The 23,361-nt window shown below is 72.2% G+C and carries 18 protein-coding genes; 8 read left to right on the forward strand and 10 right to left on the reverse strand.

The window, feature by feature from the left end:
* Positions 1 to 1,227, reverse strand: a complete 1,227-nt coding sequence (locus FLV34_RS08060; RefSeq protein WP_147942761.1) for a DUF6716 putative glycosyltransferase — start codon at positions 1,225 to 1,227, stop codon at positions 1 to 3.
* Positions 1,224 to 2,252 (reverse strand): hypothetical protein, encoded by a 1,029-nt coding sequence (locus FLV34_RS08065; RefSeq protein ID WP_187280570.1) that lies wholly within the window; start codon positions 2,250 to 2,252, stop codon positions 1,224 to 1,226. The genes FLV34_RS08060 and FLV34_RS08065 overlap by 4 nt, the downstream gene beginning before the upstream one ends.
* Before the next feature lie 99 nt (positions 2,253 to 2,351).
* Here FLV34_RS08065 and FLV34_RS08070 point away from each other — a divergent pair, with 99 nt between their 5' ends.
* From FLV34_RS08070 to FLV34_RS08100, 7 genes are all read left to right on the forward strand, one after another.
* Positions 2,352 to 3,170, forward strand: coding sequence for an aldo/keto reductase (locus tag FLV34_RS08070; protein WP_222709442.1), 819 nt, complete (start codon positions 2,352 to 2,354; stop codon positions 3,168 to 3,170).
* 93 nt (positions 3,171 to 3,263) lie between these two features.
* Positions 3,264 to 4,805, forward strand: a complete 1,542-nt coding sequence (locus tag FLV34_RS08075; RefSeq protein WP_187280574.1) for a sulfatase — start codon at positions 3,264 to 3,266, stop codon at positions 4,803 to 4,805.
* Between the two features lie 329 nt (positions 4,806 to 5,134).
* Complete coding sequence (locus FLV34_RS08080) at positions 5,135 to 6,481, forward strand: ABC transporter substrate-binding protein (RefSeq protein WP_142648321.1); 1,347 nt, start codon at positions 5,135 to 5,137, stop codon at positions 6,479 to 6,481.
* A gap of 175 nt (positions 6,482 to 6,656) precedes the next feature.
* Positions 6,657 to 7,541: a carbohydrate ABC transporter permease gene (locus FLV34_RS08085; protein WP_240971508.1), complete on the forward strand. Its 885-nt coding sequence runs from the start codon at positions 6,657 to 6,659 to the stop codon at positions 7,539 to 7,541.
* Positions 7,538 to 8,431 (forward strand): carbohydrate ABC transporter permease, encoded by an 894-nt coding sequence (locus tag FLV34_RS08090; RefSeq protein ID WP_142648319.1) that lies wholly within the window; start codon positions 7,538 to 7,540, stop codon positions 8,429 to 8,431. Before FLV34_RS08085 ends, FLV34_RS08090 begins: the two co-directional genes overlap by 4 nt.
* Before the next feature lie 41 nt (positions 8,432 to 8,472).
* Positions 8,473 to 9,864 (forward strand): GH1 family beta-glucosidase, encoded by a 1,392-nt coding sequence (locus tag FLV34_RS08095; RefSeq protein WP_142648386.1) that lies wholly within the window; start codon positions 8,473 to 8,475, stop codon positions 9,862 to 9,864.
* A 28-nt stretch (positions 9,865 to 9,892) separates the two neighbouring features.
* Positions 9,893 to 10,912: a LacI family DNA-binding transcriptional regulator gene (locus FLV34_RS08100; RefSeq protein WP_142648318.1), complete on the forward strand. Its 1,020-nt coding sequence runs from the start codon at positions 9,893 to 9,895 to the stop codon at positions 10,910 to 10,912.
* Between the two features lie 127 nt (positions 10,913 to 11,039).
* Here FLV34_RS08100 and FLV34_RS08105 read toward each other — a convergent pair whose 3' ends face one another.
* The gene (locus tag FLV34_RS08105) at positions 11,040 to 11,660 is read right to left on the reverse strand and encodes a TetR family transcriptional regulator (protein ID WP_142648317.1); all 621 of its coding nucleotides are present in this window, start codon (positions 11,658 to 11,660) and stop codon (positions 11,040 to 11,042) included.
* Positions 11,661 to 11,782: 122 nt separating this feature from the next.
* On the opposite strand from FLV34_RS08105, the gene FLV34_RS08110 reads away from it, so the two are divergent.
* A complete protein-coding gene (locus FLV34_RS08110) occupies positions 11,783 to 12,694 on the forward strand; it encodes an SDR family oxidoreductase (protein ID WP_142648316.1) in 912 nt (303 codons plus the stop codon).
* A gap of 66 nt (positions 12,695 to 12,760) precedes the next feature.
* On the opposite strand, the gene FLV34_RS08115 is transcribed toward FLV34_RS08110, so the two are convergent.
* From FLV34_RS08115 to FLV34_RS08145, 7 genes are read right to left on the reverse strand one after another with little or no spacing between them, the layout of a single operon-like run.
* Entirely contained in the window at positions 12,761 to 15,874 is a 3,114-nt protein-coding gene (locus FLV34_RS08115) for a non-ribosomal peptide synthetase (RefSeq protein ID WP_147942764.1), read from the reverse strand.
* Positions 15,871 to 17,793, reverse strand: a complete 1,923-nt coding sequence (locus tag FLV34_RS08120; RefSeq protein ID WP_187280571.1) for a non-ribosomal peptide synthetase — start codon at positions 17,791 to 17,793, stop codon at positions 15,871 to 15,873. Before FLV34_RS08120 ends, FLV34_RS08115 begins: the two co-directional genes overlap by 4 nt.
* Positions 17,794 to 17,805: 12 nt before the next feature.
* Positions 17,806 to 19,221: a condensation domain-containing protein gene (locus FLV34_RS08125; protein WP_187280572.1), complete on the reverse strand. Its 1,416-nt coding sequence runs from the start codon at positions 19,219 to 19,221 to the stop codon at positions 17,806 to 17,808.
* Positions 19,218 to 19,424 carry an MbtH family NRPS accessory protein gene (locus tag FLV34_RS08130; RefSeq protein WP_147942767.1) on the reverse strand — a complete coding sequence of 69 codons (207 nt, stop codon included), beginning with the start codon at positions 19,422 to 19,424 and terminating at the stop codon, positions 19,218 to 19,220. Before FLV34_RS08130 ends, FLV34_RS08125 begins: the two co-directional genes overlap by 4 nt.
* Positions 19,421 to 21,565: a condensation domain-containing protein gene (locus FLV34_RS08135; RefSeq protein WP_147942768.1), complete on the reverse strand. Its 2,145-nt coding sequence runs from the start codon at positions 21,563 to 21,565 to the stop codon at positions 19,421 to 19,423. Before FLV34_RS08135 ends, FLV34_RS08130 begins: the two co-directional genes overlap by 4 nt.
* Positions 21,562 to 21,792 carry a phosphopantetheine-binding protein gene (locus FLV34_RS08140; RefSeq protein ID WP_142648310.1) on the reverse strand — a complete coding sequence of 77 codons (231 nt, stop codon included), beginning with the start codon at positions 21,790 to 21,792 and terminating at the stop codon, positions 21,562 to 21,564. The genes FLV34_RS08135 and FLV34_RS08140 overlap by 4 nt, the downstream gene beginning before the upstream one ends.
* Positions 21,792 to 23,360 (reverse strand): condensation domain-containing protein, encoded by a 1,569-nt coding sequence (locus FLV34_RS08145; protein WP_147942769.1) that lies wholly within the window; start codon positions 23,358 to 23,360, stop codon positions 21,792 to 21,794. The genes FLV34_RS08140 and FLV34_RS08145 overlap by 1 nt, the downstream gene beginning before the upstream one ends.
* Position 23,361 lies beyond the last annotated feature (1 nt).

Below are 23,361 nucleotides of genomic sequence, written 5' to 3' on the forward strand. Positions count from 1 at the left end.
CTACAGCGCCTTGAGGACGCGGCGCATGCGGCGCCTGGCGCGGTAGCCGTACCGCAGGACCTTGGGCGGCACCTCCAGGCGCAGCCGGGCGCGGCGGCGGGCGGCGGCGTGCCCGGGACCGTCGAGGAGCGAGCGGGCCGGCTCCAGCGTCCCCGCGCGGGCCGCGGCGACCAGCGCGGCGACGCGGCCGGTCCAGTCGCCGGCCGAGGGGTCGTGGAAGTAGTTGGCCCGGCACCACTCCCCGGCAGGGACCCGGAAGTCCGCCTTGACCAGGTCGTCGAGCGTGCCCAGGCAGCCGCTGCCATCGAACACCAGGTTGATCATCTCCGCGCTGACCCCGAAGTCCGACAGCACGAGCAGCGGCACGTGACCGGCGATCGCCTCCAGCGCGGCCGTCGAGCTGACCGTGACGAACCCGGCGGCGCGGCTCAGATGCTCGTGCATCGGCCCGGCGGCGAAGCGCACGGCGCCCGCGGGCACCCGGCCCTCGGCCTCCATCACGGTCCACAGCCGCTCGTAGTGGTGCCGTTCGTTGTGCGTCTGCCGTTCGTCGTCGCGGGCCCGCAGCTTGACCACCACGTCGAGGTCGGGCCTGGCCTTGCCGAGCTCGGCCAGGGCGAGCAGGATCCGCTCCCGCTCCTCGCGCCGCCTGGGCACCTTGGCCTGGGTCGCGAAAACGACGCGGTCGCGTACGCCGTCGGGGGTCCGCGCGGCCGGGCCGCGAGCCAGGAGATCGAGGTAGGGCAGGCGGGCCAGCGCCACCGCCCCTCCCCCGCCGAGCCGCGCGCCGATCTCGGAGAACTCGGCGACCTCCCGGCCGCTGTGCACGACGAACAGATCGCAGCCGCTGCGGAAGAGCCAGGCCTTCTCCGTCGCGGGCACCGAGATGCCGGGCAGCCCCGACACCAGCACCGGCCGGGGCCGCAGCCCGGCCAGCGTCTCGGCCGCCAGCGCGTCCACCACCGGCCCGGTGCAGGCCAGCAGCACGGCGTCGGGCCGGAACCGTTCGGCGGCCCGGCGCAGCTGCCGCGCCGCCAGCACCTGGGGAAGCCCCTCGCCCTGCGCGCGGGTGCCGCTCACCGCGGCGGCGATCTGCGCCGCGGAGGGGGTGATGGGCGTGCGGACGACGGCCATGTCAGTGACCCAGTCCTCCGGAGTCGCGTCCAGCAGGCCCGCGGCCCACTTGAGATACGAGTCGGAGTCGGCCACGGCGAGCAGACGGGTCAAGGAACGACCTTTCCGGGATCGTGCAGGTGGGGCTGAGGTTCGTGCGCGAAGAGCTGGAGGTGGGAGCGCAGCGACGGGACGGCCGACGCCGTCCACCAGTCGTCCGGCACGTCGACGGTCTCCACCCGTACGCCCCGGGCCGACAGCAGGACGCGCAGCGAGGTCACCGCGGTGGACGGCAGGCTCAGCACCCGCTGGTCCGGCCGCAGGTCGCGCAGCGTCATCTCGGCGGGCGCCCCGGTGTCGTACACGGTCAGTCCGGCGATCCCGCGCACCCGGTCGAGGTCCCTGGGGTCCTCGCGCCGGTGGGGGAAGTACGCGACGGGCTCGTCGATCCGCTCCAGCCAGCGCAGGTAGCGGTCGCGGTGGATGAGCCCGTTGCGTACGAGCGAGGTGCCGAGCACGACGGTGCGCTCCGGCGGCGGCCGGTGGGCGGGCTGGGCGCGCAGCCAGGCGAAGTCGTGCCGTACGAGCCGGGCGCCCGTGCCCTCCACCGCGGCCGCGAGGCCGGCGGGCACCGGGAGCGCGGTGAACACCGTGGGCCTGCGGGTGCGCAGGCGCAACCCGGCGGCCGTGGCGAGCACCTTGCGGCCGAGGCCGGGGGTTCCGCGGGCGCGCAGCAGCGGGCCGCGCGCGACCAGCAGTTCGAGCAGGCGGATCGTGGCCAGCCCGTCGTCCACCAGCACCGTGCGGCCGGGGAGCGCGGTGACGAGGGCGAGCTGGACGCGCCCGGAGAAGGCGTCGCCCACCGCCCAGACGCGGCCGGGCCGGGGAGCCCGCGCGGCCGGCTCGGCGACCCTCAGCCCCTCGGGCAACCCGAGCCGGTCGAGTTCGCGGAGGGTCAGCCGCAGGGCCGGCAGCCCGGCCCGCGGCACCACGGTGGTGACGGGCCCGAGGAGCCCCGCGTGGTGCGCCTCGACGGCGCACAGCAACTGCAGGGGGGACTCCACCCACGCGACGGCCTGCCCCTGCTCGGCGGCGTGGCGCCGTCCCTCGTTCTCCACGCCCCGTAAAGAAACGTTCACGACGCGCTCAACCTAGCCGCCCGACACGACGGGGACGGGAACGCACGGTGAACAGACCCCGAAGGGATCGCCTCGGCGCGTTACGGCAGCATGGGACGCATGAACGCGATCACTCTCAACAACGGCGTGCGGATGCCTCAGCTCGGCCTGGGGGTGTGGCGGATGACCGACGACGAGGCCGAGAAGGCCGTGACGACCGCCATCGAATCCGGCTACCGCAGCATCGACACCGCCACGCTGTACGGCAACGAGGAGGGTGTCGGCCGCGCCCTGCGCGCCTCGGGCGTCCCTCGCGAGGAGCTGTTCGTCACCACCAAGCTGTGGAACGACCAGCAGGGCCACGACGAGGCGCTGCGCGCCTTCGACGAGAGCATGCGGCGGCTCGGCCTGGAGACCCTCGATCTCTACCTGATCCACTGGCCCGCGCCCCGGCGCGGCAAGTACGTCGAGACGTGGAAGGCCCTGGAGAAGCTGTACGCCGACGGACGGGTGCGGGCGATCGGGGTGTCCAACTTCGGGGTGGACACGCTGGAGCGCCTGCTCGCCGAGGCCACGGTGACCCCCGCCGTGAACCAGGTCGAGCTGCACCCGCTGTTCGCCCAGCGGGAGCTGCGCGGCTTCCACGCCGAACGCGGCATCGTCACCGAGGCGTGGAGCCCCCTCGGCCAGGGGAAGGGCCTGCTCGATCTGCCCGTCCTCGCCGAGATCGGCGCGAAGTATGGCAAGACGCCGGCGCAGGTGGTGCTGCGCTGGCACATCCAGCTCGGCAACGTGGTGATCCCGAAGTCGGTGACGCCGTCGCGCATCAGGGAGAACATCGACGTCTTCGACTTCGCGCTGAGCCCGGAGGACATGGCCACCATCAACGGCCTCGACGAGGGTCGCCGTCTCGGCCCCGACCCCGCCGTGGTCGGCTGAGGCAGGGAGGATCGACCAGATTTTTCCATGAACCGGGACGCGCCGCGGTCACGCGATCACGTTGCGTACGTTTCCCCAGGCGAACGCGTGGCAATGATTGCTGCCGTGCCCCAACCACGACCATCGAGAAAGCTGTGGGCCGGGCTCGCCGCGGCGCTCCTGCTGTGCCTCGGGCTCACCGGCGCGTCCCGCGCGCCCGCCCCCGCACTCGCGCTCGCGCTCGCGGCCCAACGGCCCAACATCGTGCTCATCCTCACCGACGACCTGGACGCGGCCGACCTGAGCCGGTTCCCCAACATCACCAACCTGCTGGTGCGCCAGGGCACCACGCTGTCCCGCTTCTTCGTCACCAATCCCTGGTGCTGCCCCTCCCGCTCGTCCATCCTGCGCTCGCAGTACATGCACAGCCACCACGTGGACAGCAACCGGTCGCCGACCGGCGGATTCCCGAAGTTCCGGCCACTGGAGGCGTCCACCCTCGGGACGTGGATGCACGACGCGGGCTACCGCACCGCGCTCATGGGCAAATATCTCAACAACTATCCCGAGGGCGCGCCGCGCACCTACATCCCGCCCGGCTGGGACGAGTGGCACGTTCCGGTCACCCGGCTCTACCAGGAGTACGGCTACGCGCTCAACGAGAACGGTGTGATCCGGCGCTACGGCCACGCCCCCGAGGACTACCTGGAGGACGTGCTGAGCGCCAAGGCCACGGCGTTCGCGACCGACACCACGCGGGGGGACGCCCCGTTCTTCCTCTACCTCGCCCCGGTGGCGCCGCACCTGCCCGCGCACCACGCGCCGCGTCACGCCGCCGCCTTCGCCGGGGAGCAGGCGCCCCGGACCGCGTCGTTCGACCAGGCCGACGTGTCCGCCGAGCCCGGCTGGCTGCGTGAGCGCACGCCGCTGTCGGCCGCCGACATCCGCAGGATCGACCGCGTCCACCGCGACCGGCTGCGCGCCATGCTCGGCGTGGACGACATGGTGGGCGCGCTGGTCGAGGCGCTGAGCCGGGCGGGCCGCCTCGACGACACCTACATCTTCTTCACCTCCGACAACGGCTTCCACCTGGGCCAGCACCGGTTGCGGCCGGGCAAGACCACGCCCTTCGAGGAGGACATCCGGGTGCCGATGGTGGTGCGCGGCCCGGGCGTGCCGGCCGGGGGCGTGATCGACCGGCTCACCTCGACGGTGGACCTCGCGCCCACGTTCGCCGAGCTGGGCGGGGCCGTGGTCCCGCCCACGGCCGAGGGCCGCTCGCTCGTCCCGCTCCTGCGCGGGCAGGCCGTCCCCTGGCGCGACGCCGTGCTCACCGAGTTCTACCATCCCTCCTACTCGCCGCACTCGCCTCCCACGTACGCGATGCTGCGGAACGACCGATACGCGTACGTGGAGTACGAGACCGGGGAGCGGCAGCTCTACGACCTGCGCGCCGACCCGGCGGAGCTGCACAACCTCGCGGCGACGGCCGACCCGGGCCTGATCACGGCGCTGTCGGCCCGGCTCACGCTGCTGCGGGCCTGCTCGGGACCGGTCTGCCGGCTGGCGGACGCCGCGGGTCCTGTGATTTCGGGCACAGGTGTCTCGGTGAGCGGCGGAGTGTCCGTGGGCACGGCGGGCGCCCCCGGCGGGTGAGGCGGCGGAACGGATAAGGGCGGACGCCCCGGCACGTTGGGGGCGTCCGCTATTCATTTCTGCCCATATGGATATGGGAGCGCTCCCAAGCGTGGTATGTCCTAGTATGTCCCATTGACCAGCTCTAACCACCCTGGGAGTAACAGTTAGGTTTCGGCATATTGACGCCTCGGTTGCTCATAGAGGACCCTTCGTGGGAGCGCTCCCAACGTGCTCGGCACAGGGCGGGAGCACCGAGCACAACCATCGATCGCGGGCCGTGAGATCGGGGACCGGCCTGGGATGCACTCCCACAGACGATTCGGGATACCACCTGAGAGGGGTCCGGAATGATTGCACACTCGCGCCGCGGCAGGCTGCTCGCGGTCGCCGCGGTGGCGGCGCTGGCTCTCGGCGCCGCCGCCTGCGGGTCGGACGACAGCACCGGCACGGCGTCGGGCGGCGGGTCCTCGGCGGCGGCCGGTCCCGTCACCATCACGCTCCAGACGTTCGGCGGCGGCAAGAACTTCGGCTACAAGGAAGCCGTCGACAAGTGGAACGCCGAGCACAAGGACATCCAGATCAAGTACGACAACCTGACCGACCAGTTCGAGCAGGTCTACTGGCCGCAGATGATCCAGTGGCTGCAGTCCGGCGCGGGCGCCGGTGACGTCGTCGGCATCGACGAGGGCGGCATGGGTCTCGCCAAGGCGCACCCCGAGTGGTGGGCCGACCTGGGCGAGTTCGGCCTGCAGAACCGCAAGGGCGACTTCGCCGCCTGGAAGTGGGAGAACGGCGTCACCGCCGACGGCAAGCTGTTCGGCCTCGGCACCGACGTCGGCGGCATGAGCCTGTGCTACCGCCGTGACCTGTTCGAGAAGGCGGGCCTGCCCTCCGACCGTGACGAGGTCAGCAAGCTCTGGCCGACGTGGGACGACTTCATCAAGGTCGCCCACAAGTTCCAGGACAAGATCAAGGACACGAAGTTCGTCGACGGCACCAACACGCTCTACAACGTGGTCCTGGTGCAGGAGGCCGCCAAGAACGGCAACGTCTCCTACTTCGACAAGGACAACAACCTGATCGTCGACAAGAACCCGGCGGTCAAGACGGCGTACGACTTCGCCCAGAGGATCAGCCAGGAGGGCCTCACGGCCAAGCTGCGCAACTTCACGCCGGAGTGGAACACCGGCATGAAGAAGTCGCAGTTCGCCACCCTCGGCTGCCCGTCGTGGATGCTCGGCGCGGTCAGCGGCGACGGCGGCGCCGGACCGGACTTCAAGGGCAAGTGGGACGTCGCGGCGGTGCCCGGCGACGGTGGCAACTGGGGCGGCTCCTGGCTCGCCGTGCCGAAGCAGTCGAAGCACCCCAAGGAGGCGGCGCAGGTCCTCGACTACCTGACCGGCAAGGAGGCCGAGGTCAGCGTCTTCACCTACGCCGGCAACATGCCGTCCAACATCCAGGCGCAGCAGGACCCGGCCGTCCAGGGCGCGAAGAACGAGTACTTCAACGACGCCCCCGTCGGTGAGATCTTCGCCAAGTCGGCCTCCGCGCTCCAGCCGGTCTTCCTCGGTGTGAAGCACGCCCAGGTCAAGAACGCCATCGAGTCGGTCGTCTCCGCCATCGACGACGGCTCCGTGCCGTACGCCGACGGCTGGAAGAAGCTCGTCGACGACGCCGTGAAGGCCGCGGGCTGATCACGCCCGCCAGGTGAGCACCGGTCCGCCGCAGCGGCACCCCCGCCGGCGGGCCGGTCGCCTGCTTTCACCCGAAAGGTAACTTATGAGCCTGCACGTCGACGCCGGGCAACCCACCCGGGCACCGATGCCGCCCAATCGGAAGCATGTCCGGTCGAGACCGGGCCGGTCCTTCATGACCTGGCTGGACCTCAAGGCCGCGCCGTACCTCCTGGTCTCTCCCTACTACCTGCTCTTCCTGATCTTCGGGCTCTTCCCGCTGGGCTTCACCCTTTACTACTCGTTCTTCGACTACGACCTCACCGGCACGGTCGAGTGGACGGGTCTCGGCAACTACGCCGCCATGCTCGACGACGCCGCCTTCTGGAGGGCGGTCGTCAACACCCTCGCGATGTTCATCATCGCGACGGTTCCGCAGATGCTGCTGGCCCTGATGCTGGCCAACGCGCTGAACAAGCGGATCAAGGCGCAGCTGTTCGTCCGGCTGGGCGTCCTGCTCCCCCTGGTCACCTCTGTCGTCGCGGTGGCGGTCGTCTTCACCCAGCTCTACGGGCGCGACTGGGGCGTGATCAACTGGGTTCTGGGCTGGTTCGGGGTCGATCCCATCGACTGGAAGGCCGAGCGTCTCCCCTCCTGGCTCGCCATCGCGACCATGATCGACTGGCGCTGGACCGGCTACAACGCGATCATCTTCCTGGCCGGCATGCAGACGATCCCGAAGGACCTCTACGAGGCGGCGTCGATCGACGGCGCGTCGCGGCGGCGCCAGTTCTGGCAGATCACGATCCCGATGCTCCGGCCCACGATGATCTTCGTGGTCCTGAACTCCACCATCGGCGGCCTCACGCTGTTCTCCGAGCCGACCACGTTCTACAACGGCAACGTCCACGGCGGCACCAACAGCCAGTTCCAGACCGTGTCGATGTTCATCTTCGAGCAGGGCTTCCGCGAGTTCGACTACGGCTACGCCTCCGCGGCCGCCTGGCTGCTGTTCCTGCTCATCCTCATCGGATCGGCCATCAACTTCCTGCTCATCCGCCGGATCGGGGGCAACAAGTGACCACGCTCTCCGCGCCCGCCACCACGCGGCGGCGCCGCGCCAAGGCGCCGGGAGGTACCGCCGGCCTCTGGAACGCCACGCCGATGACGAGGCTCATCCTCGCGGTCACGATCATCATCTCGGCGTTCCCGCTGTACTACATGATCGTCATCGCCTCGCGCACCAACACCGAGGCGACCGACATGCCGCCGCCGTTCCTGCCCGGCGGCAAGCTCGGGGAGAACATCCAGCGCGTGCTGTCCAACCCCGACGCGCACTACCTGACCGGTCTCACCAACTCCCTGATCATCGCCTGCACGGTGACGGTCTCGGTGGTGGTGATCTCGACGTTCGCCGGCTTCGCGTTCGCCCGGCTGAACTTCAAGGGCGGCAAGGTCCTGCTGCTGCTGGTGCTGCTGACCATGATGGTCCCGCTGCAGCAGATGGGCATCGTCCCCCTCTATCGGCTCATGGTCAGCCTCGAATGGGTCGGCTCGATCAAGGCTGTGATCCTGCCGTACCTGCTCAACGGTTTCGGCGTCTTCCTCATGACGCAGTACACCCAGCAGGCCGTGCCCAACGAGCTGGTCGAGGCCGCCCGCGTCGACGGCGCCTCCACCCTGCGGATCTGGTGGAACGTCGTCCTGCCGGCCGTACGGCCGGGCATGGCGGTGCTGGGCATCAACACGTTCATGCTGATCTGGAACGACTTCATGTGGCCGTTGATCGTGCTGACGCCGGACAACCCGACGGTCCAGGTCGCCATCAACTCGCTCAACGCGAAGTACGGGACGGACTACGTGCTGATCTTCAGCGGCACGCTCATGTCGATCCTCCCGCTCATCGTCGTTTTCATCGCGTTCGGCCGACAGATCATCGGCGGACTCATGGAAGGTGCGGTCAAGGCGTGACAACGCAAGGCACACGTCCCGAGGCAGAGGCCCCCAGCGTGATGTTCCCCACCGGGTTCGTCTGGGGCGCCGCCACCTCCGCTTACCAAATCGAAGGCGCTCTCACCGCCGACGGGCGGGGACGCTCCATCTGGGACACCTTCTGTAGTCAGGACGGGCGTATCGTCGGCGGCGACACCGCCGAGATCGCCATCGACCACTTCAACCGGTATCGCGAGGACGTCAAGCTGATGGCGGACCTCGGCCTCACGGCCTACCGGTTCTCCGTCTCCTGGCCGCGGATCCAGCCCGACGGCTCCGGCGCGTACAACAGCAAGGGCCTCGACTTCTACAAGAGGCTCGTCGACGAGCTGCTCAGCTACGGCATCGACCCGTGGCTGACGCTCTATCACTGGGATCTCCCCCAGGCACTCGAAGACGCGGGCGGGTGGCCGTCGCGCGACACGTCGAAGCGCTTCGCCGACTTCGCCGCGACCGTGCACGCCGAGCTCGGCGACCGGGTCAAGAACTGGAGCACGGTCAACGAGCCCTGGTGCGCCGCGTTCCTCGGCTACGCCTCGGGCGAGCACGCCCCCGGACGGCGCGAGCCGGCCGCCGCGCTGCGCGCCGCGCACCACCTCAACCTCGCGCACGGCCTGGCCGTCCAGGCGATGCGGGCGCAGAACCCCGACTCGCTGATCGGCGGCTGCGTCAACGTCTATCCGGTCACGCCCGCCACGAACAGCGAGGCCGACCAGGACGCCGCCCGCCGCATCGACGGGCTGCAGAACCGCTTCTTCCTGGACGCGCTGCTCAAGGGCTCCTACCCGGAGGACGTGCTGGCCGACCTGAGCAGCCTGTCCGACATGGAGTTCATCCACGACGGCGACCTCGCCACGATCGCGGCCCCGATCGACATGCTGCTGATCAACTACTACAGCCGCTTCACCGTCTCGGGCGCGCCCGGCGGCGCCGCCTCCGCGGCCGCCGCGCCGACGGACTCCGGGTCTCCGTGGATCGGCAGCGAGCACGTGGGCTTCGTCAACGGCGGCCGCCCGGTCACCTCGATGGGCTGGGAGGTCGACGACAGCGGCCTGCTGGAGATGCTGCGGCGGATCTCCGACGAGTACCCCCGGATCCCGCTCTACATCTCCGAGAACGGCGCGGCCTACGACGACGTGATCGGCGAGGACGGCACCGTCCACGACCCCGAGCGGGTGGCCTACATCGAGGCCCACCTGAGGACCTGCCACACGGCCATCGAGTCGGGCATCCCGCTCCAGGGCTACTTCGCCTGGTCCCTGATGGACAACTTCGAGTGGGCCTGGGGCTACGGCAAGCGCTTCGGTCTCGTGTACGTCGACTACGAGACCCAGGCGAGGACCATGAAATCAAGCGCTTTGTGGTATGCCGACACCATCAGACACGGCGGCCTGCTGGGTCGGGCACAATAAGCGCAGACTCGATAAGGGGGCAGTATAGATGAACGGGGACCGCCGTTCCGGAGGCCGGCCGACTCTGGAAGCGGTCGCCGCGCGCGCCGGGGTCGGTCGCGGCACCGTGTCGCGGGTCATCAACGGCTCGCCCAAGGTGAGCGACCGTGCCCGCGACGCGGTGTTACTGGCGATTCAGGAGCTCGGCTACGTGCCCAACCGGGCGGCGCGCACCCTCGTGACCAACCGGACCGACACCATCGCTCTGGTGGTGTCGGAGTCGGAGCAGCGTGTCTTCGACGAGCCGTACTTCGCCGGGCTGATCCGCGGCATCGGCTCCGCCCTGGCGGAGACCGGCCTCCAGCTCATCCTCACGATGGCGCAGAACCGTGCCGAGCACGACCGGCTGGAGCACTACCTGACCGGCCAGCACGTCGACGGCGTGCTGCTCACCTCGGTGCACGGTGCCGACCCCCTGCCGGGACGGCTGGAGGAGCTGGGCGTGCCGACCGTGCTCGGTGGCCGCCCGGTCGGGCTCAACCCGTACAGCTTCGTCGACATGGACAACCGGGCCGGCGCCCGGCAGGCGGTCAAGTATCTGCTCTCCAAGGGCCGTACCAAGATCGCCACCATCGCCGGTCCGCAGGACATGGGCGTGGGTGTCGACCGTCTCGCCGGATACCGCGACGCGCTGCTGGCCACCGGGATGACCGAGCGGGTCGCGTACGGCGACTTCTCCGAGGAGAGCGGGGAGGCGGGCATGCGCGATCTGCTCGCCCGTCACCCCGATCTGGACGCCGTGTTCACGGCCTCCGACCCGATGGCGGTCGGCGCCCTGCGGGTGCTGAAGGAGCAGGGCCTGAGCGTGCCCGACGACGTCGCGGTGATCGGCTTCGAGGACTCCAAGGTGGCGCTGCACACCGATCCGCAGCTCACGAGCGTGCACCAGCCCACCGAGGCGATGGGCCGGCAGATGGTCCAGCTCCTGATCGCCCGGATCAACGGCGAGCCGCTGGAGCAGCCGGTCGTCATCCTCGACACGCACCTGGTGATCCGCGCCTCCGCCTGACGCGCGACGGCGACCACGAGACCGCCGCGCACCCTCCGGGGTGCGCGGCGGTTCTGTTTTCGCGGGACAGCTTCGCGCGGTCCCTGCCGTGAGCCAGGGCGATCGGCGGTCATGGGGGGCAGTGACGTCAGTCTCCGGGCCGCGCCTGCGCCAGCGCCGATGCCTGCGTTGATGCCTGTGCCGGTGGGACGGTCAGGGAGAGGGCGCGCAGGTCGTCGAAGGCCTGGAGAAGATGTGCGTCCAGGCTCCGCGAGGGGTCGTCGATCCAGTCCCGCATGGCATGGTGAAAGGCGGCCCAGCCGGTCTGCGCGGCCAGGTCGGCCAGCCGGTCGGGGACGCCGCGCCGCCGCAGCGCCTCCGCCAGGGCCTCGCTCATCGACGCGGCCTTGGCCAGATCGCGTTCCCGCAGTGCCGGCGTCTCCGCGATGACCCGCAGGCGTGGTTCGGCGAACGGGCGGTTGCCCTCGAGAATCCCTTCGGCCTTCCGGAAGGCGCGGAGCAGGATTTCGAGCGGCTGCAGGTCATCAGGCGCCTCGGCCACCGACTGTGTCAGCGCGGCGCGCAGGTCGGCTTCGCCGTCGAAGAGCACCTCGCGCTTGTCCGGGAAGTGCCGGAAGAACGTGCGCTCGTTCACGCCGGCCCTGGCGGCGATCTCGGCGGTGGTGGTCTGGTCGAACCCGCGTTCCCGATATAGCTCCAGGGCCGCCTGCTGAAGACGGCGGCGCGCTTCTGCTCCGCTTCGTGGCACCCTCCGAGAATACCGCATATGTCAGTCACTGGCGCTACTTGACGCCAGTCACTGGCACTACGTAAGGTCAGCGACTGGCGCTACTTAGTGCCAGTCACTGACGTTATGTGGGAGAGTGTCACATGCATGTCTTCGTCACCGGCGGTTCCGGCCAGACCGGCCCCGCGGTCGTCGCCGAACTCATCGCGGCCGGTCACACCGTCACCGGTCTCGCGCGCTCGGACGCCGCCGCCGCCCGGCTGGAGTCGCTGGGCGCCGCACCCCACCGCGGCTCTCTGGACGATCTCGACAGTCTGCGCCGGGGGGCCGAGGCCGCCGACGGAGTCCTGCACATGGCCTACGGCGGCGACTTCTCCGACCTCGACGACATGATGAGACGCGACCGGACCGCGATCGAGACGCTCGGCCGGCCGCTGGAACACTCGGGCAAGCCGTTCGTCGTCACCTCCGGCACCCTGGTCATGCCCGCCGGCCGGGAGGCCACCGAGAAGGACGAGCCCGACACGGCCGGGATCGCGGGCTTCCGCATCGCGGGTGAGCGGGCCTGCCTGGACTTCGCCGCCCGGGGAGTGCTCGCGAGCGTGGTCCGCCTGGCCCCCACCGTCCACGGTCCCCGCGACCACGGGTTCATCCCCATGCTCATCGCCACCGCGCGGAAGACCGGCGTCTCGGCGTACGTCGGGGACGGCGCCAACCGGTGGCCCGCGGTGCACCGGCTCGACGCGGCCGTCCTGTTCCGGCTCGCGCTGGAGAAGGCGCCCGCGGGCAGCGTGCTGCACGGCGTGGCGGAAAGCGGCGTCACGATGAGGAGCATCGCGGAGACGATCGCCCGCGGTCTGGGGGTGCCCACGGTCTCGCTGACCCCGCAGGAGGCCGCCACGCACTACGTCAGCCCGTTCATGGCCACCGTCTACGGCTTCGACGGGCCCGTCTCCAGCGCGTACACGCGGGAGCTGCTCGGCTGGTCGCCCGCCCACCCGGGCCTGCTCGACGACCTGGAGCACGGCGACTACCTGGACGCGCCGGCCTCCTGACCGGACGACCCGGCGCCCGCAGGACGTGCGGCGGGCGCCCGGACGACGTGGACGCCCGCCGCGCGGTCAGAGGTCGGCGGACGAGAGCAGCCGCTCGGCCTCCTCGTCCGATATCTCCTCCAGCTCGGCCACCAGGAGGTCCTCCAGCGCGACCGCCAGCTCGGCCACGGTGCGCCGCTCGAAGATCGTCCGGACCGGGACCTCCACCCCGGTCGCCCGGCGCAGCCGGGCCGCGATCCTCGTGGCCAGCAGCGAGTGCCCGCCCAGCGTGAAGAAGTCGTCGTTCACGCCGATGGTGTCCACGCCGAGCAGCTCCGACCAGATCTCGGCCACCAGCAGCTCCGCGTCCGTGCTGGGCGCGACGTGCCCGGCCGACGAGGCCCGCACCGGCGCGGGCAGGGCCGCGCGGTCCACCTTGCCGCGGCTGGTGAGCGGCAGCGCGTCGAGCACGACCCAGGCGGTCGGCACGAGGTGGCGCGGCAGGGTCCGCGCGAGGTGCGCGGCCAGCTCCTCCCCGGTCGCGGTCCCGGTGACGTACGCGACCAGTTCCTCGGCGTGGACCGTGACGAACGCCTGGCCGACGCCCGGATGGTCGAGCAGCCGCGCCTCGACCTCGCCCGGCTCGATGCGGAAGCCGCGGACCTTGAGCTGCCCGTCGAGCCGTCCGAGGAACTCCAGCGTGCCGTCCTGGTTCCAGCGCGCCCGGTCGCCGGTGCGGTATCTCCGCGATCCGGGCGGCCCGAGCGGGTCGGGGACGAAGGCGGCGGCCGTGAGCGCCGGGCGGCGCAGGTAACCGCGCGCCACCCCGGCGCCGCCGATGACCAGCTCGCCGATCACGCCCTTCGGCACCGGCGCCCCGGCCGCGTCGAGCACGTGGACCGTCGTCGCGCCGACCGGCCGGCCGATCGGGGGCCTGCCGTACGGCGTCGGGCCGAGGTCGGTGGCGGTCGCGATGACCGCCGCCTCGGTCGGGCCGTAGGTGTTCACGAGGCGGACACGGTCGCCGAACCGGCCGTGCCACCGCGCCACCGCGCCGCCGGACGCCTGCTCGCCGCCGATGACGACCAGGCGGAGCGCGGGCGGCCAGGCGATCTGGTCGATCTCCTCGACCAGGTGGTGCCAGTAGGCGGTGGGCAGGTCGAGCATCGTGACCCGCTCGCCGCCCGGGGCGGCCAGCAGGTCGGGCAGCGTCGCCGCCCCACCGGGCAGCAGCACCAGGGCCGCTCCGGCGGCGAGCGTGGGGAAGACCTCTTCGAGATGGGTGTCGAAACTCAGCGACGCGAACTGGACGACGCGGTCTCCGGGGGCCAGGCCGTACTCCTCCCGCATCCACCGGATCCGGGCCGCGATGGCGCGGTGCTCGACGGCGACGCCCTTGGGCCTGCCCGTGGAGCCGGAGGTGGAGATCACGTAGGCCAGGTCGCCCGGGCGCGTCTCCTGCGGTTCGCCCCGGTCGCCGAGGGCCGCCTCGTCCTCGCCTGCCAGCGGGCCGACGGCGGTGAGCCCGGCGGGCAGCGCCCGGGTCGTGATCACGTGCGTCGCCCCGGCGTCCGCGAGCGAGAAGGCCAGCCGCTCCTCCGGCTCCTCCGGCTCGAACGGCAGGTAGGCCGCACCGGCCCGCCAGACGGCGAGCAACGCGGTGATCGCCTCGACCGAGCGGGGCAGGCAGACGCCGACCACCTCGCCGGGGCGCACGCCCCGGGCCCGCAGCGCGGCGGCGAGCCGTGCCGCCCGCCGGTCCAGTTCGCCGTAGGTGACCTCGGTCTCCCCGCAGACCACCGCGACGGCGTGCGGCGTGCGCCGGACGACCTCCGCGATCATCTCGGGCACCGTCTCGGAACCCGCGGCCCCGGCGGTGTCGGCGCCGTCGCCGGCCATGGCCCGGATGTCGGCCTCGTCGTCCCCGGTCCAGACGCGCAGCTCGGAGATCCGGCGGCGCGGCTCGGCCACCGCCGATTCGACCAGGAGCAGGAAACGGTCGGCGAGCCTGCGGACGGCCTCCGCCTCGTGCGGGGACCCGCTGGACCCGTCGTGGCCGAACGACACGACGATCTCGCCGTCCTCGAACCACGCCTCGGCGTACAGGCCGAGCTTGACCTGCCGATATCCGTCCGGGAAGTAGCCGACGGACAGGTCGCCGAACGCCCGGCTGAGTCCCAGGTCCTGGGTGTGCAGGATGAACATGGTCGGCATCAGCGCCTCGGCGGGATGCCCGATCCGTTCGAACGGCACCGAGGGCCGGCTCAGCGCCGTCAGCGCCTCCTGCCGGGTGCGCGCCAGCAGCTCGGTGAACGACGGGTCGCCGTCGAGGTCTCCGCGCAGCACGACGGTCTGCGAGAGATAGCCGATCATCGGCTCCAGCTCGACCCGGTCGCGGCCCGCCACGGCCGTGCCGACGAGGACGTCGGTGTGGCCGGTGTGGCGGTGGAGCAGCACCTGGTAGGCCGCCATGAGCACGGTGAACAGCGTGGTCCTGTTCTCGCGGGCGAGCCGGTCGAGCTCGGCCGCGATCTCCCGGCCCAGCCGGACGACCTGGAAGTCCCCCTGGCCCTTGCCCCCGTTGCCCATGCCGCAGGGCAGGTCGGGCGGCGGCGGGTCGGCCAGCCGCTCCTGCCAGTACGGCACCGCGCGCTCGGCGCGGCGGCGCTGCCAGCGGGCGTAGTCGGACGGCTGGACCGGCAGCGGCGCCAGGCTCGGCGCACGCCCGTGCAGGCGCGCGGTGTAGCACTCCGCCAGGTCGTCGAAGAGGATCCCCAGCGACCAGCCGTCGCCGATGATGTGGTGCATCGTGACGCACAGCACATGGTCGAGCGCGCCGATCGTGATGAGCGCGACGCGCAGCGGCACGCCCTCGGCGAGGTCGAACGGCGCGTTCACCCGCTCGGCGACGATCCGCCGGGCGTGCTCCTCGTCGTCGGCCCGGATCCGCTGGACCGGCGGGACGGTGCCCGCCGCCCCCGGCGGCTCGGCGACCGCCCAGGGGACGCCGTCCTCCTCCTCGAACCGGGTGCGCAGGCCCTCGTGGCGGGCCACGACGTCGGCGAGGGCCCCTTCGAGGGCGGCCTCGTCGAGGGGTCCGCGCAGCCGGCGGACGTTGTACATGGTGTAGGAGGCGTCGGCGGGGTCGAGCCTCTGCAGCAGCCAGAGCCGTTCCTGGCTCGGAGACAGGGGCGCCCTCATTTGTCCGACGCCATCTCGTCGAGCACGGCCGCCAGGTCCTCGGCACTGAGGCCGTCGAGCTCGTCGCGGAGCGCGGCGATGTCGGCGAGGTCCAGGTCGTCGTCGTCGAGCCGGTCCATCGCCGCCGCCAGCTCGGCCACCGTGGGGTTCTCGAACAGCACCACGATCGGCACGTTGGTCGCGAAGCGCGCCTGGATCCTGGCGATGATCTGGGTGGCGGTCAGCGAGTGCCCGCCGAGCTCGAAGAAGTCGTCGTCGACGCCGACCGGCTCGGCGATGCCGAGCACCTCCCCCCACATCGTCGCGAGGTCCTCCTCCAGCGCGGTGGACGGCTGCCGGTACGGCCGGCTCCGCGCCCGGGTCCACTCGGGCACGGGCAGGGATTTGCGGTCGAGCTTGCCGTTGGGGGTGAGCGGCAGGGCGTCCAGCACCACGAGGTGCGCGGGCACCATGTATTCGGGCACGTCGCGGCGCAGCCGGTCACGCAGCGACGGCCACAGGCCGGCCTCCCCCGCCTCCCCGGGCTCCGCCTGCTCTCCGGCCTCCCCGGTCGCGCGTACGACGTAGGCGACCAGGCGCGGGAGCCCGTCGGGGCCGTCGCAGACGCCGACGGCGGCGTCGGCGACCTCGGGCGCGGCCCGCAGCACGCTCTCGATCTCGCCGAGCTCGATCCGGAACCCGCGCACCTTCACCTGCTGGTCGGCCCGGCCGAGATAGCAGAGCCTGCCGTTCTCGATCCTGGCGAGGTCGCCCGTGGCGTACAGGCGGGCCCCCGGCACTCCGGAGAACGGGTCGGGCAGGAACCTGGCGGCCGTCTGGCCCGGCATGCCGCGATATCCCCTGGCCAGACCGGCGCCGCCGATGTGCAGCTCGCCGGCCTCGCCGGGCGGCACGGGACGCCCGCCGGGGCCGAGGATGTGCACGGTCGTGTTGCCGATGGGCTCGCCGAGGTCGATGGGGGCGGGTGACGGGCTGACGCGCCCTGCCGTCGACCAGACCGTCGTCTCGGTCGGGCCGTACACGTTCCAGAGCCGGGCGCCGCCGTCGAGGAGGGCGTCGGCGAGGTCGCGGGGCAGCGCCTCGCCGCCGCACAACCGGGTCGTGATGTTCTCGGGAACCCCGCCGGATTCGAGCAGGATGCGCCAGCTCGCCGGAGTCGCCTGCATGATCGTGACGGCCTCGGTCACGGCACGCGCCCGCAGGGCCCGGCCGTCCGCCGTCTCGTGCCCGGACGCGACCACGACTCGTGCGCCGCAGGTCAGCGGCAGGAGGAGCTCCAGCACCGAGATGTCGAACGACAATGTGGTGACCGCCAGCCAGGCGTCCCGGGGCGTGAGCTCCAGCAGGGTGGCGAAGGACTCCAGCAGGTTGACCACCGCGCCGTGCGGCACGGCGACGCCCTTGGGCCTGCCGGTGGAACCGGAGGTGTACATGAGATAGGCCAGGTCGCCCGTCGGGCCGTCGGCCGGCGCGTCGCCGTCAGCCGACGCCCCGCCTGCCAGGGGAACGCCGTCCTGCGAGAGCTCGACGACGTCGGGGACGCCGTCGAGCAGCCGCGACTCGACGCCCCGGCCGGCCAGCACGAGCCGGATGCCCGCGTCCTCCCGCATGAACCGGAGCCGCTCTTCGGGGAAGCCCGGGTCGAGCGGCACGTACGCGCCGCCGGCCCGCCACACGGCGAGCAGGGCGACGACCATGCCGGGGCAGCGCTCCAGGCACAGGCCCACCGGAACCTCGGGGCCGACGCCGCGGGCGCGCAGCAGCGCGGCCAGCCGGTCGACCCTGTCGTACAGCTCCCGATAGGTCAGCACGCCGTCGGCGCCGCTCACCGCGACCGCGTCGGGGCTCGCGTCACGCCACCGGCGGATCAGCGCGAGCGCCGTATCAGGGAAGGTCACGCCGCTCACCGCGTCACTCACTTTCCACACCTTTCACTTCGGGAACGGGCCGCCCAGCGCGGACAGCGGGAGGTCCGGGTCGGCCCCGGCACGCCGTACGACCTCGGCGAAGCCGCCGAGGAGGCGGCGCGCGGTCTCGGGCGTGAACAGATCGCTGCTGTAGTCGAAGACGCCGCCCAGCCCCTCCGGGCCCCGCCACAGGTCCATCGAGACCTCCGACTTGGTGTGGCTGGGCGGGACCACGTAGACCTCGCGTTCGAGGTCGGCCATCCGGGTCCCCAGCAGATCGTCCTTGGGCAGGTTGTGCAGGTTGAACATGGCCTGGCACAGCGGCGGCCTGCTGATGTCGCGGGGCACCCGCAGCGCGGCCAGCACGTGCTCGAACGGCACCTCCGCGTGCCGCATCCCGGCCAGGGTCGCCTCCCGCACCCGGTCGAGCAGCTCGTGGAACGACGGGTCGCCGGACAGGTCGGCACGCAGCACCATCGTGTTGCCGAAATAGCCGATCAGCGGAGCCAGCTCGCTGCGCGACCGGCCGGCCACCGGCACGCCGACGCAGAAGTCGGTCTGGCCCGACGCCAGGGCGAGGGTCGCCTGATAGGCGGCGACCAGGGCCATGAAGGACGTGCAGCGCCGCTTCCTGGCCACCTTCTCCAGCGGCGTGATCTCGTCCGGCGGCAGCAGCAGCTCCTCGCGTCCGCCGCGCCCCGACCAGCGGGCCGGGCGGGGACGGTCGGCAGGAAGGTCCAGCGCGGGCGCACCGGCCAGGCGGCTCGTCCAGTGGGCCAGGCCCGCCGTGTGGTCCCGCTGCCTCTCCTGTACGGCGAAGCGGGGATACTGCGTGGGCAGCTCCGGCAGCTCGGGCTCACGTCCCTCACGCCCGGCGGCGTAACACTCCGTGAGCTCGCGCAGGAGCACGTCGAGCGACCAGCCGTCCATCACGATGTGATGCAGGACGATGCACACGACCGCGTCGTCCTCACCCGCCTCGGCAAGGCCGACCCGCAGGGGAGGCGCGTTCTCCAGATCGAACGGGCGCTCGACGAACTCCTTCAGCACCCCGTCGAGGTCCGCCTCGCCGGACACCGCGAGCCGCTCCACCAGCACCGGCCCCGGCGGCAGCACGACCTGCACGGGCGCGTCCCCGCGCAGCCGGAAGCGGGTCCGCAGCACCTCGTGCCGCGCCACGATCCGGGTGAACGCCGCGGTCAGCGCGGCCACGTCGAGCGGCCCGCGCAGCCGCATGCACCAGGGCGTGTTGTAACTGGTGTCGCCGGGGTCGAAGCGGCTGAGGAACCACAGGCGCTCCTGGCCCGGCGACAGCGGCCACTCCTGTCCGCCGGGCTCCCGCTGAGCGGCTCCGAGGGAGCGCAGCAGCGCCGCCCGCCGCTCGGGGGGCAGCCCGGCCAGCTTCTCGATCAGCGCGGCGCGGCGCTCCGCGCTGGTCATCTGTCCCGGGAGCCCGACGTCGCCGGGTCGCGCGCGCTTAGGGGCCGCATGTCGGTCCACACGGTCTCGATGTGGTCCAGGCATTCCTGCCGGGTGCCCGTGAAGCCCGTGGCCCGCCACCCGGCGGGCGGTTCGCGGTCGCTCCACCATATGGAGTACTGCTCCTCGTCGTTGACGACCACGAGCATCGGGGAGTCGGTCATGTCACCTTCCCAAGACGGTCATTGCTGATGTCGGGGCCCCGGCCGCCGCCCTCGGCACGGCGGGGACAGGCGGGCCAGCCGTCGGGTCCGGCCGGCGGCGCGGCGCACAGGACGTAGTGGTGGGGAGCGAGCACGTCGATCCGGCCTGCCGCGGCGCGCATCACGGCGGCGTGGACGGCCTCGGGCGTGTCCAGCCCGGGACGCGCGACGAGATACCCCGTCAGCCGGGCCGTGCCCCCCTCGCCGTCCCTGTCGTCAGCGCTGCCTGCGGCACCGTCGCCAGCCGCATCTCCGGTGCCGTCCGCGGCGCTGTCGCCGGCACCGTCTCCGGCCGCATCTCCGGCCTTGTCTGCAGCGCCGCCTCCGGCACTGTCGCCGTCCGCATCTCCGGCGCTGCCTGCGGCACTGTCTCCGGGGGCATCTGCGGCGCTGTTTCCGGCGTCCGCCGCGGTGTGCTCGATCACGACCGCGGCGAGGTCGGTGCCGCACGCGCGACGCAGCAGCGCCTCGGTCTCCGGCACGTCCACCCAGTCGTGGCCGATCGCCGTCCATCCGGCGGGGCGCGCCACCGGGTCCAGGCCCGCGATCTTCGCCACCTGGTCCAGCGGCACGTCCTCGGAGACCGCCCGGACCAGCAGCTCCTCCAGGCCGGTGAGCATCCGCAGGGCGACGTCGCCGGGCAGGAACGCCGTGTCCACCAGCACGTAGAACTCGCAGGTGGACGGGGACGGGCCGGTGGCGAAGAAGATCCGCGCCTTGACCTTCGAGTAGGCGCCGACGAAGAACGTGCGGGTCCGCTTCCGCAGCGCGGCGAGCGCCGCGGCGTCCCCGGGATCGGCCGCCGGCAGGCCCTGCCAGCGGCCCCCCTGCCTGACGTCGTTGAAGAACGCGTCCAGGTCGATGTCGGCGCCGCGGCTCCACGCCTCCGCGTCCCACGCGGCGTGCACGAGCGCGGGGTCGTAGTGCCCGTTCCGGTAGGTCGCCATGGTCCTGCGGTGTCCGTGCCGCAGCGCGTCGGCGAACGTGCCGGTCCCCAGCTCGATGACGCACAGCCCGTCCTGGGCGGCGGGCCCGGCCATCGCCTCCATGCCCGGGTGGTGCCGGTTCGACACGATGAGCTGCAGCGCCGCCGTACTGTGCCCGGTGACGGCGGCCAGCAGCGCTGCGCTCGCGACCGTGAGCACGCTGGAGGTCGTCACACCGTGGCGGGCGGCGAGCGCCTCGGCGGCGACGGCCGCCGCCGGGGAGTCCATCCCGTGCCGGACGAAACGCGGCTCCTCGGGCTCCCGCATCGGGAAGTCGAACATCGAACGCGGAGCGGACGCCAGACCGGTCCGCCAGTGCCGCAGCGCCTGGCCGCCGGGCGGCGGGTCCGACCGTTCGAAGGCCGCCTGGTCGAGCGGCTGCCGGCTCGGGGCGGGCAGGTCCTCCCCGGCGACGAGCCGCGGCCACTCCGCGGCCACCATGTTCAGCGACCAGCCGTCGAGCGCGAGATGCGACAGCGCGAGCGCCAGCGCACGCGGCCGGCCCCGCTGGCAGACGACCGCGCACCGGATCGGCAGCTCGGCCGCGTAGTCGAACCCGGTGGCGGCCAGCTCGGCGGCCAGCGCCTTGGCCGCGCTCATCGGCTTGGCCGCCGCCTCGTACACGCCGACGGTGAGCCGGCCCTCGCGGCTCACCCTCTGGATCGTGTCCTCACGAACCGTGTCCTCACGAACCGTGTCCTCACGAACCGTGCTCTCGCGAACCGTGTTCTCGCCATCCGTCCCGTCGTCTTCCCGGGCCTCGTTCTCTCCGGCGTCGTTCTCTCCCGCGTCGTTCTCTCCGGCGCCGTTCTCCCCGGCGCCGTTCTCCCCGGCGTCGTCCCGGACGCGGACGAACGCCGTGCGCAGCGTCTCGTGCCGCTCGACGAGACGGCCCACGGCGCGCAGCACGGCGTCCAGACCGGCCGCGCCGGTCACCGGCAGGGTCCAGGCCAGGTTGAAGTAGGGGTCGCCGTCGTCCAGCCACTGCGTGGAGCGCCAGATCCCCTGCTGGCCCCAGGTCAGCGCGGCCTGCCCGCCCCGCGCGCCGCGGAACTCCACGGTGCGCGGCGGCAGCGGCGTGAGGCCGGTGACCTGCGCCGGCGGGCTCGCGGTCACTTCCGCTGCCCCGCGATGTGCTCGACCAGGCCGTCGAGCGTGTCGAGGTGGCCGCCGTCCAGGTCGACGTCACAGTCGAACTCGGTCTCCAGCATGTCGATCAGCCGCAGGTAGGCGATCGAGGTGAGGCCGAGCGCGGGCAGGCTGCACTCCGCCGCCAGGATGTCGGCGACGGCCAGGTCGCCGCCGCTCGCCTTCGCCACAAGTTCGGCCACGCGCTCCCGCATCACGCCTCCTCCCGCAGCCGGGCGACCTCCGCCGCGATGCCGTTGATCGTCGGGTCGTCGAAGAACACGTCGAAGGACAGCTCCACGTCCATCCGCTCGCGCACCTTCGCGATGATCTGGGTGATCGACAGCGAGTGCCCGCCGAGGTCGAACAGGTCCTCGTCCGGGCCGATCTCCGGCATGCCGAGCACCTCGCGCCAGATCTCGCCCACTTCGGCGGCGTACGGCACGGCGTCCGCCGCTCCGCCCCGCGCCGAGGCGGACGGCTCCTCGACCCGGCCGAAGGACGGCTCGACCACAGCAGGGAGGGGCAGGTCGGCCACGTCGGCGTCCGGGGCGGCGGCCACCGCGCGCAGCAGCGCGAGCAGGTGCTCGGCGACGCTCTCGCAGCCGGATCGGCTCAGCACGAGCGGGTTGAACTGCAGCCGGGCCGCGACGCCGTCCGGCGCGTCCACCACCTGCAGGTGCAGCGTGCCGCGCACCGCCTGGTTGAACGCCATCCACTCCACCGACGCCGCGACGCCGGGGAACTCCGGCGCGCTCGCGTCGCGCCTGCGGTAGCTGACCGACACCGGCGTCAGCGCGGTGCGCGGGCTCACGCCGCCGACGGCACGCGCGAGCGGCACCTGCCGGAACCGGTACGTGGCCCGCAGCTCGTCGCGTACGGCGCGGGCGAAGTCGGCGAACCTCCCGGCCGGGGCGGGGGCGGGCACCGGCAGCTCGTTGACGAACAGGCCGATGTGGTCCCGCGTCTCCTCGGTCCGGGTGGACAGGTCGACGGCCACCGCCGCGTCCTCGTTGCCGTACGCCGCGAGCAGGGTGTGCACGGCGGCGAGCACCAGCTCGAACCGGGTGACGCCCAGCTTGTCCGCGGCGACGGCGAGATCGGCGGGCAGCGCGAAGTCGACGGCTTCACCGGCAGCGGCGCGGATAGAGACCCCGGACAACCCGGGGAGCCGCAGATCCTGCCGGTCGTTCCAGCGGTCGCGCCAGAACTCTGCGGCCTCGCCGAGCAGCTCGGCCACCCGGGCGTTCTCCCGCTCGGCGATCTCGCCGTGCGTCAGGGGAAGGGCGGGCACCGGCCGCCCGGCGTACGCGGCGGCCAGGTCGCGCACCAGGATGTCCTTCGACATGCCGTCGAAGACGGCGTGGTGGGCGACGAAGACGAGCAGGTGCCGTTCCGGCGCGAGCCGGAACACGGTGAACCGGGCGGCCGGTCCGGCGCCCAGGTCCAGGGGAAGCGACGTCTCGCGGTCGACCAGCTCGCCCGCCTCGTATCCCGCGTCCTCGAACCCGGAGGCGTCCTCGAAGCCGATCGGCGGCGGCACGGCGGCGGGCACCAGGCGCACCTCGCCGTCCCGCTCCCCCAGGGCCGCTGCCAGCTGGGGATGCGCGCGTACGACGTCGTGGCAGGCGGCCTGCAGCCGGTCGACGTCGAGGGGGCCGTCGAAACGGACGGCCAGCGGCATGTGGTACACCCGGCCCCCGCAGCCCATCCGTTCCGTTATCCACATGCCGTGCTGTGCGAGGGAGGCCTGCTCCCCCTCGCCGATGAGTGTCGGTGACATC

It is taken from the genome of Microbispora sp. CSR-4 (genome assembly GCF_008033685.1).
In the GTDB taxonomy this organism is placed as follows: Bacteria; Actinomycetota; Actinomycetes; order Streptosporangiales; family Streptosporangiaceae; genus Microbispora.

Coding starts and splice junctions, on each gene's coding strand:
- FLV34_RS08130 (WP_147942767.1), bottom strand. CDS start 19,424: ATGACCGACTCCCCGATGCTCGTGGTCGTCAACGACGAGGAGCAGTAC.
- FLV34_RS08085 (WP_240971508.1), top strand. CDS start 6,657: ATGACCTGGCTGGACCTCAAGGCCGCGCCGTACCTCCTGGTCTCTCCC.
- FLV34_RS08110 (WP_142648316.1), top strand. CDS start 11,783: ATGCATGTCTTCGTCACCGGCGGTTCCGGCCAGACCGGCCCCGCGGTC.
- FLV34_RS08080 (WP_142648321.1), top strand. CDS start 5,135: ATGATTGCACACTCGCGCCGCGGCAGGCTGCTCGCGGTCGCCGCGGTG.
- FLV34_RS08125 (WP_187280572.1), bottom strand. CDS start 19,221: ATGACCAGCGCGGAGCGCCGCGCCGCGCTGATCGAGAAGCTGGCCGGG.
- FLV34_RS08145 (WP_147942769.1), bottom strand. CDS start 23,360: ATGTCACCGACACTCATCGGCGAGGGGGAGCAGGCCTCCCTCGCACAG.
- FLV34_RS08095 (WP_142648386.1), top strand. CDS start 8,473: ATGTTCCCCACCGGGTTCGTCTGGGGCGCCGCCACCTCCGCTTACCAA.
- FLV34_RS08070 (WP_222709442.1), top strand. CDS start 2,352: ATGAACGCGATCACTCTCAACAACGGCGTGCGGATGCCTCAGCTCGGC.
- FLV34_RS08115 (WP_147942764.1), bottom strand. CDS start 15,874: ATGAGGGCGCCCCTGTCTCCGAGCCAGGAACGGCTCTGGCTGCTGCAG.
- FLV34_RS08075 (WP_187280574.1), top strand. CDS start 3,264: ATGATTGCTGCCGTGCCCCAACCACGACCATCGAGAAAGCTGTGGGCC.
- FLV34_RS08140 (WP_142648310.1), bottom strand. CDS start 21,792: ATGCGGGAGCGCGTGGCCGAACTTGTGGCGAAGGCGAGCGGCGGCGAC.
- FLV34_RS08100 (WP_142648318.1), top strand. CDS start 9,893: ATGAACGGGGACCGCCGTTCCGGAGGCCGGCCGACTCTGGAAGCGGTC.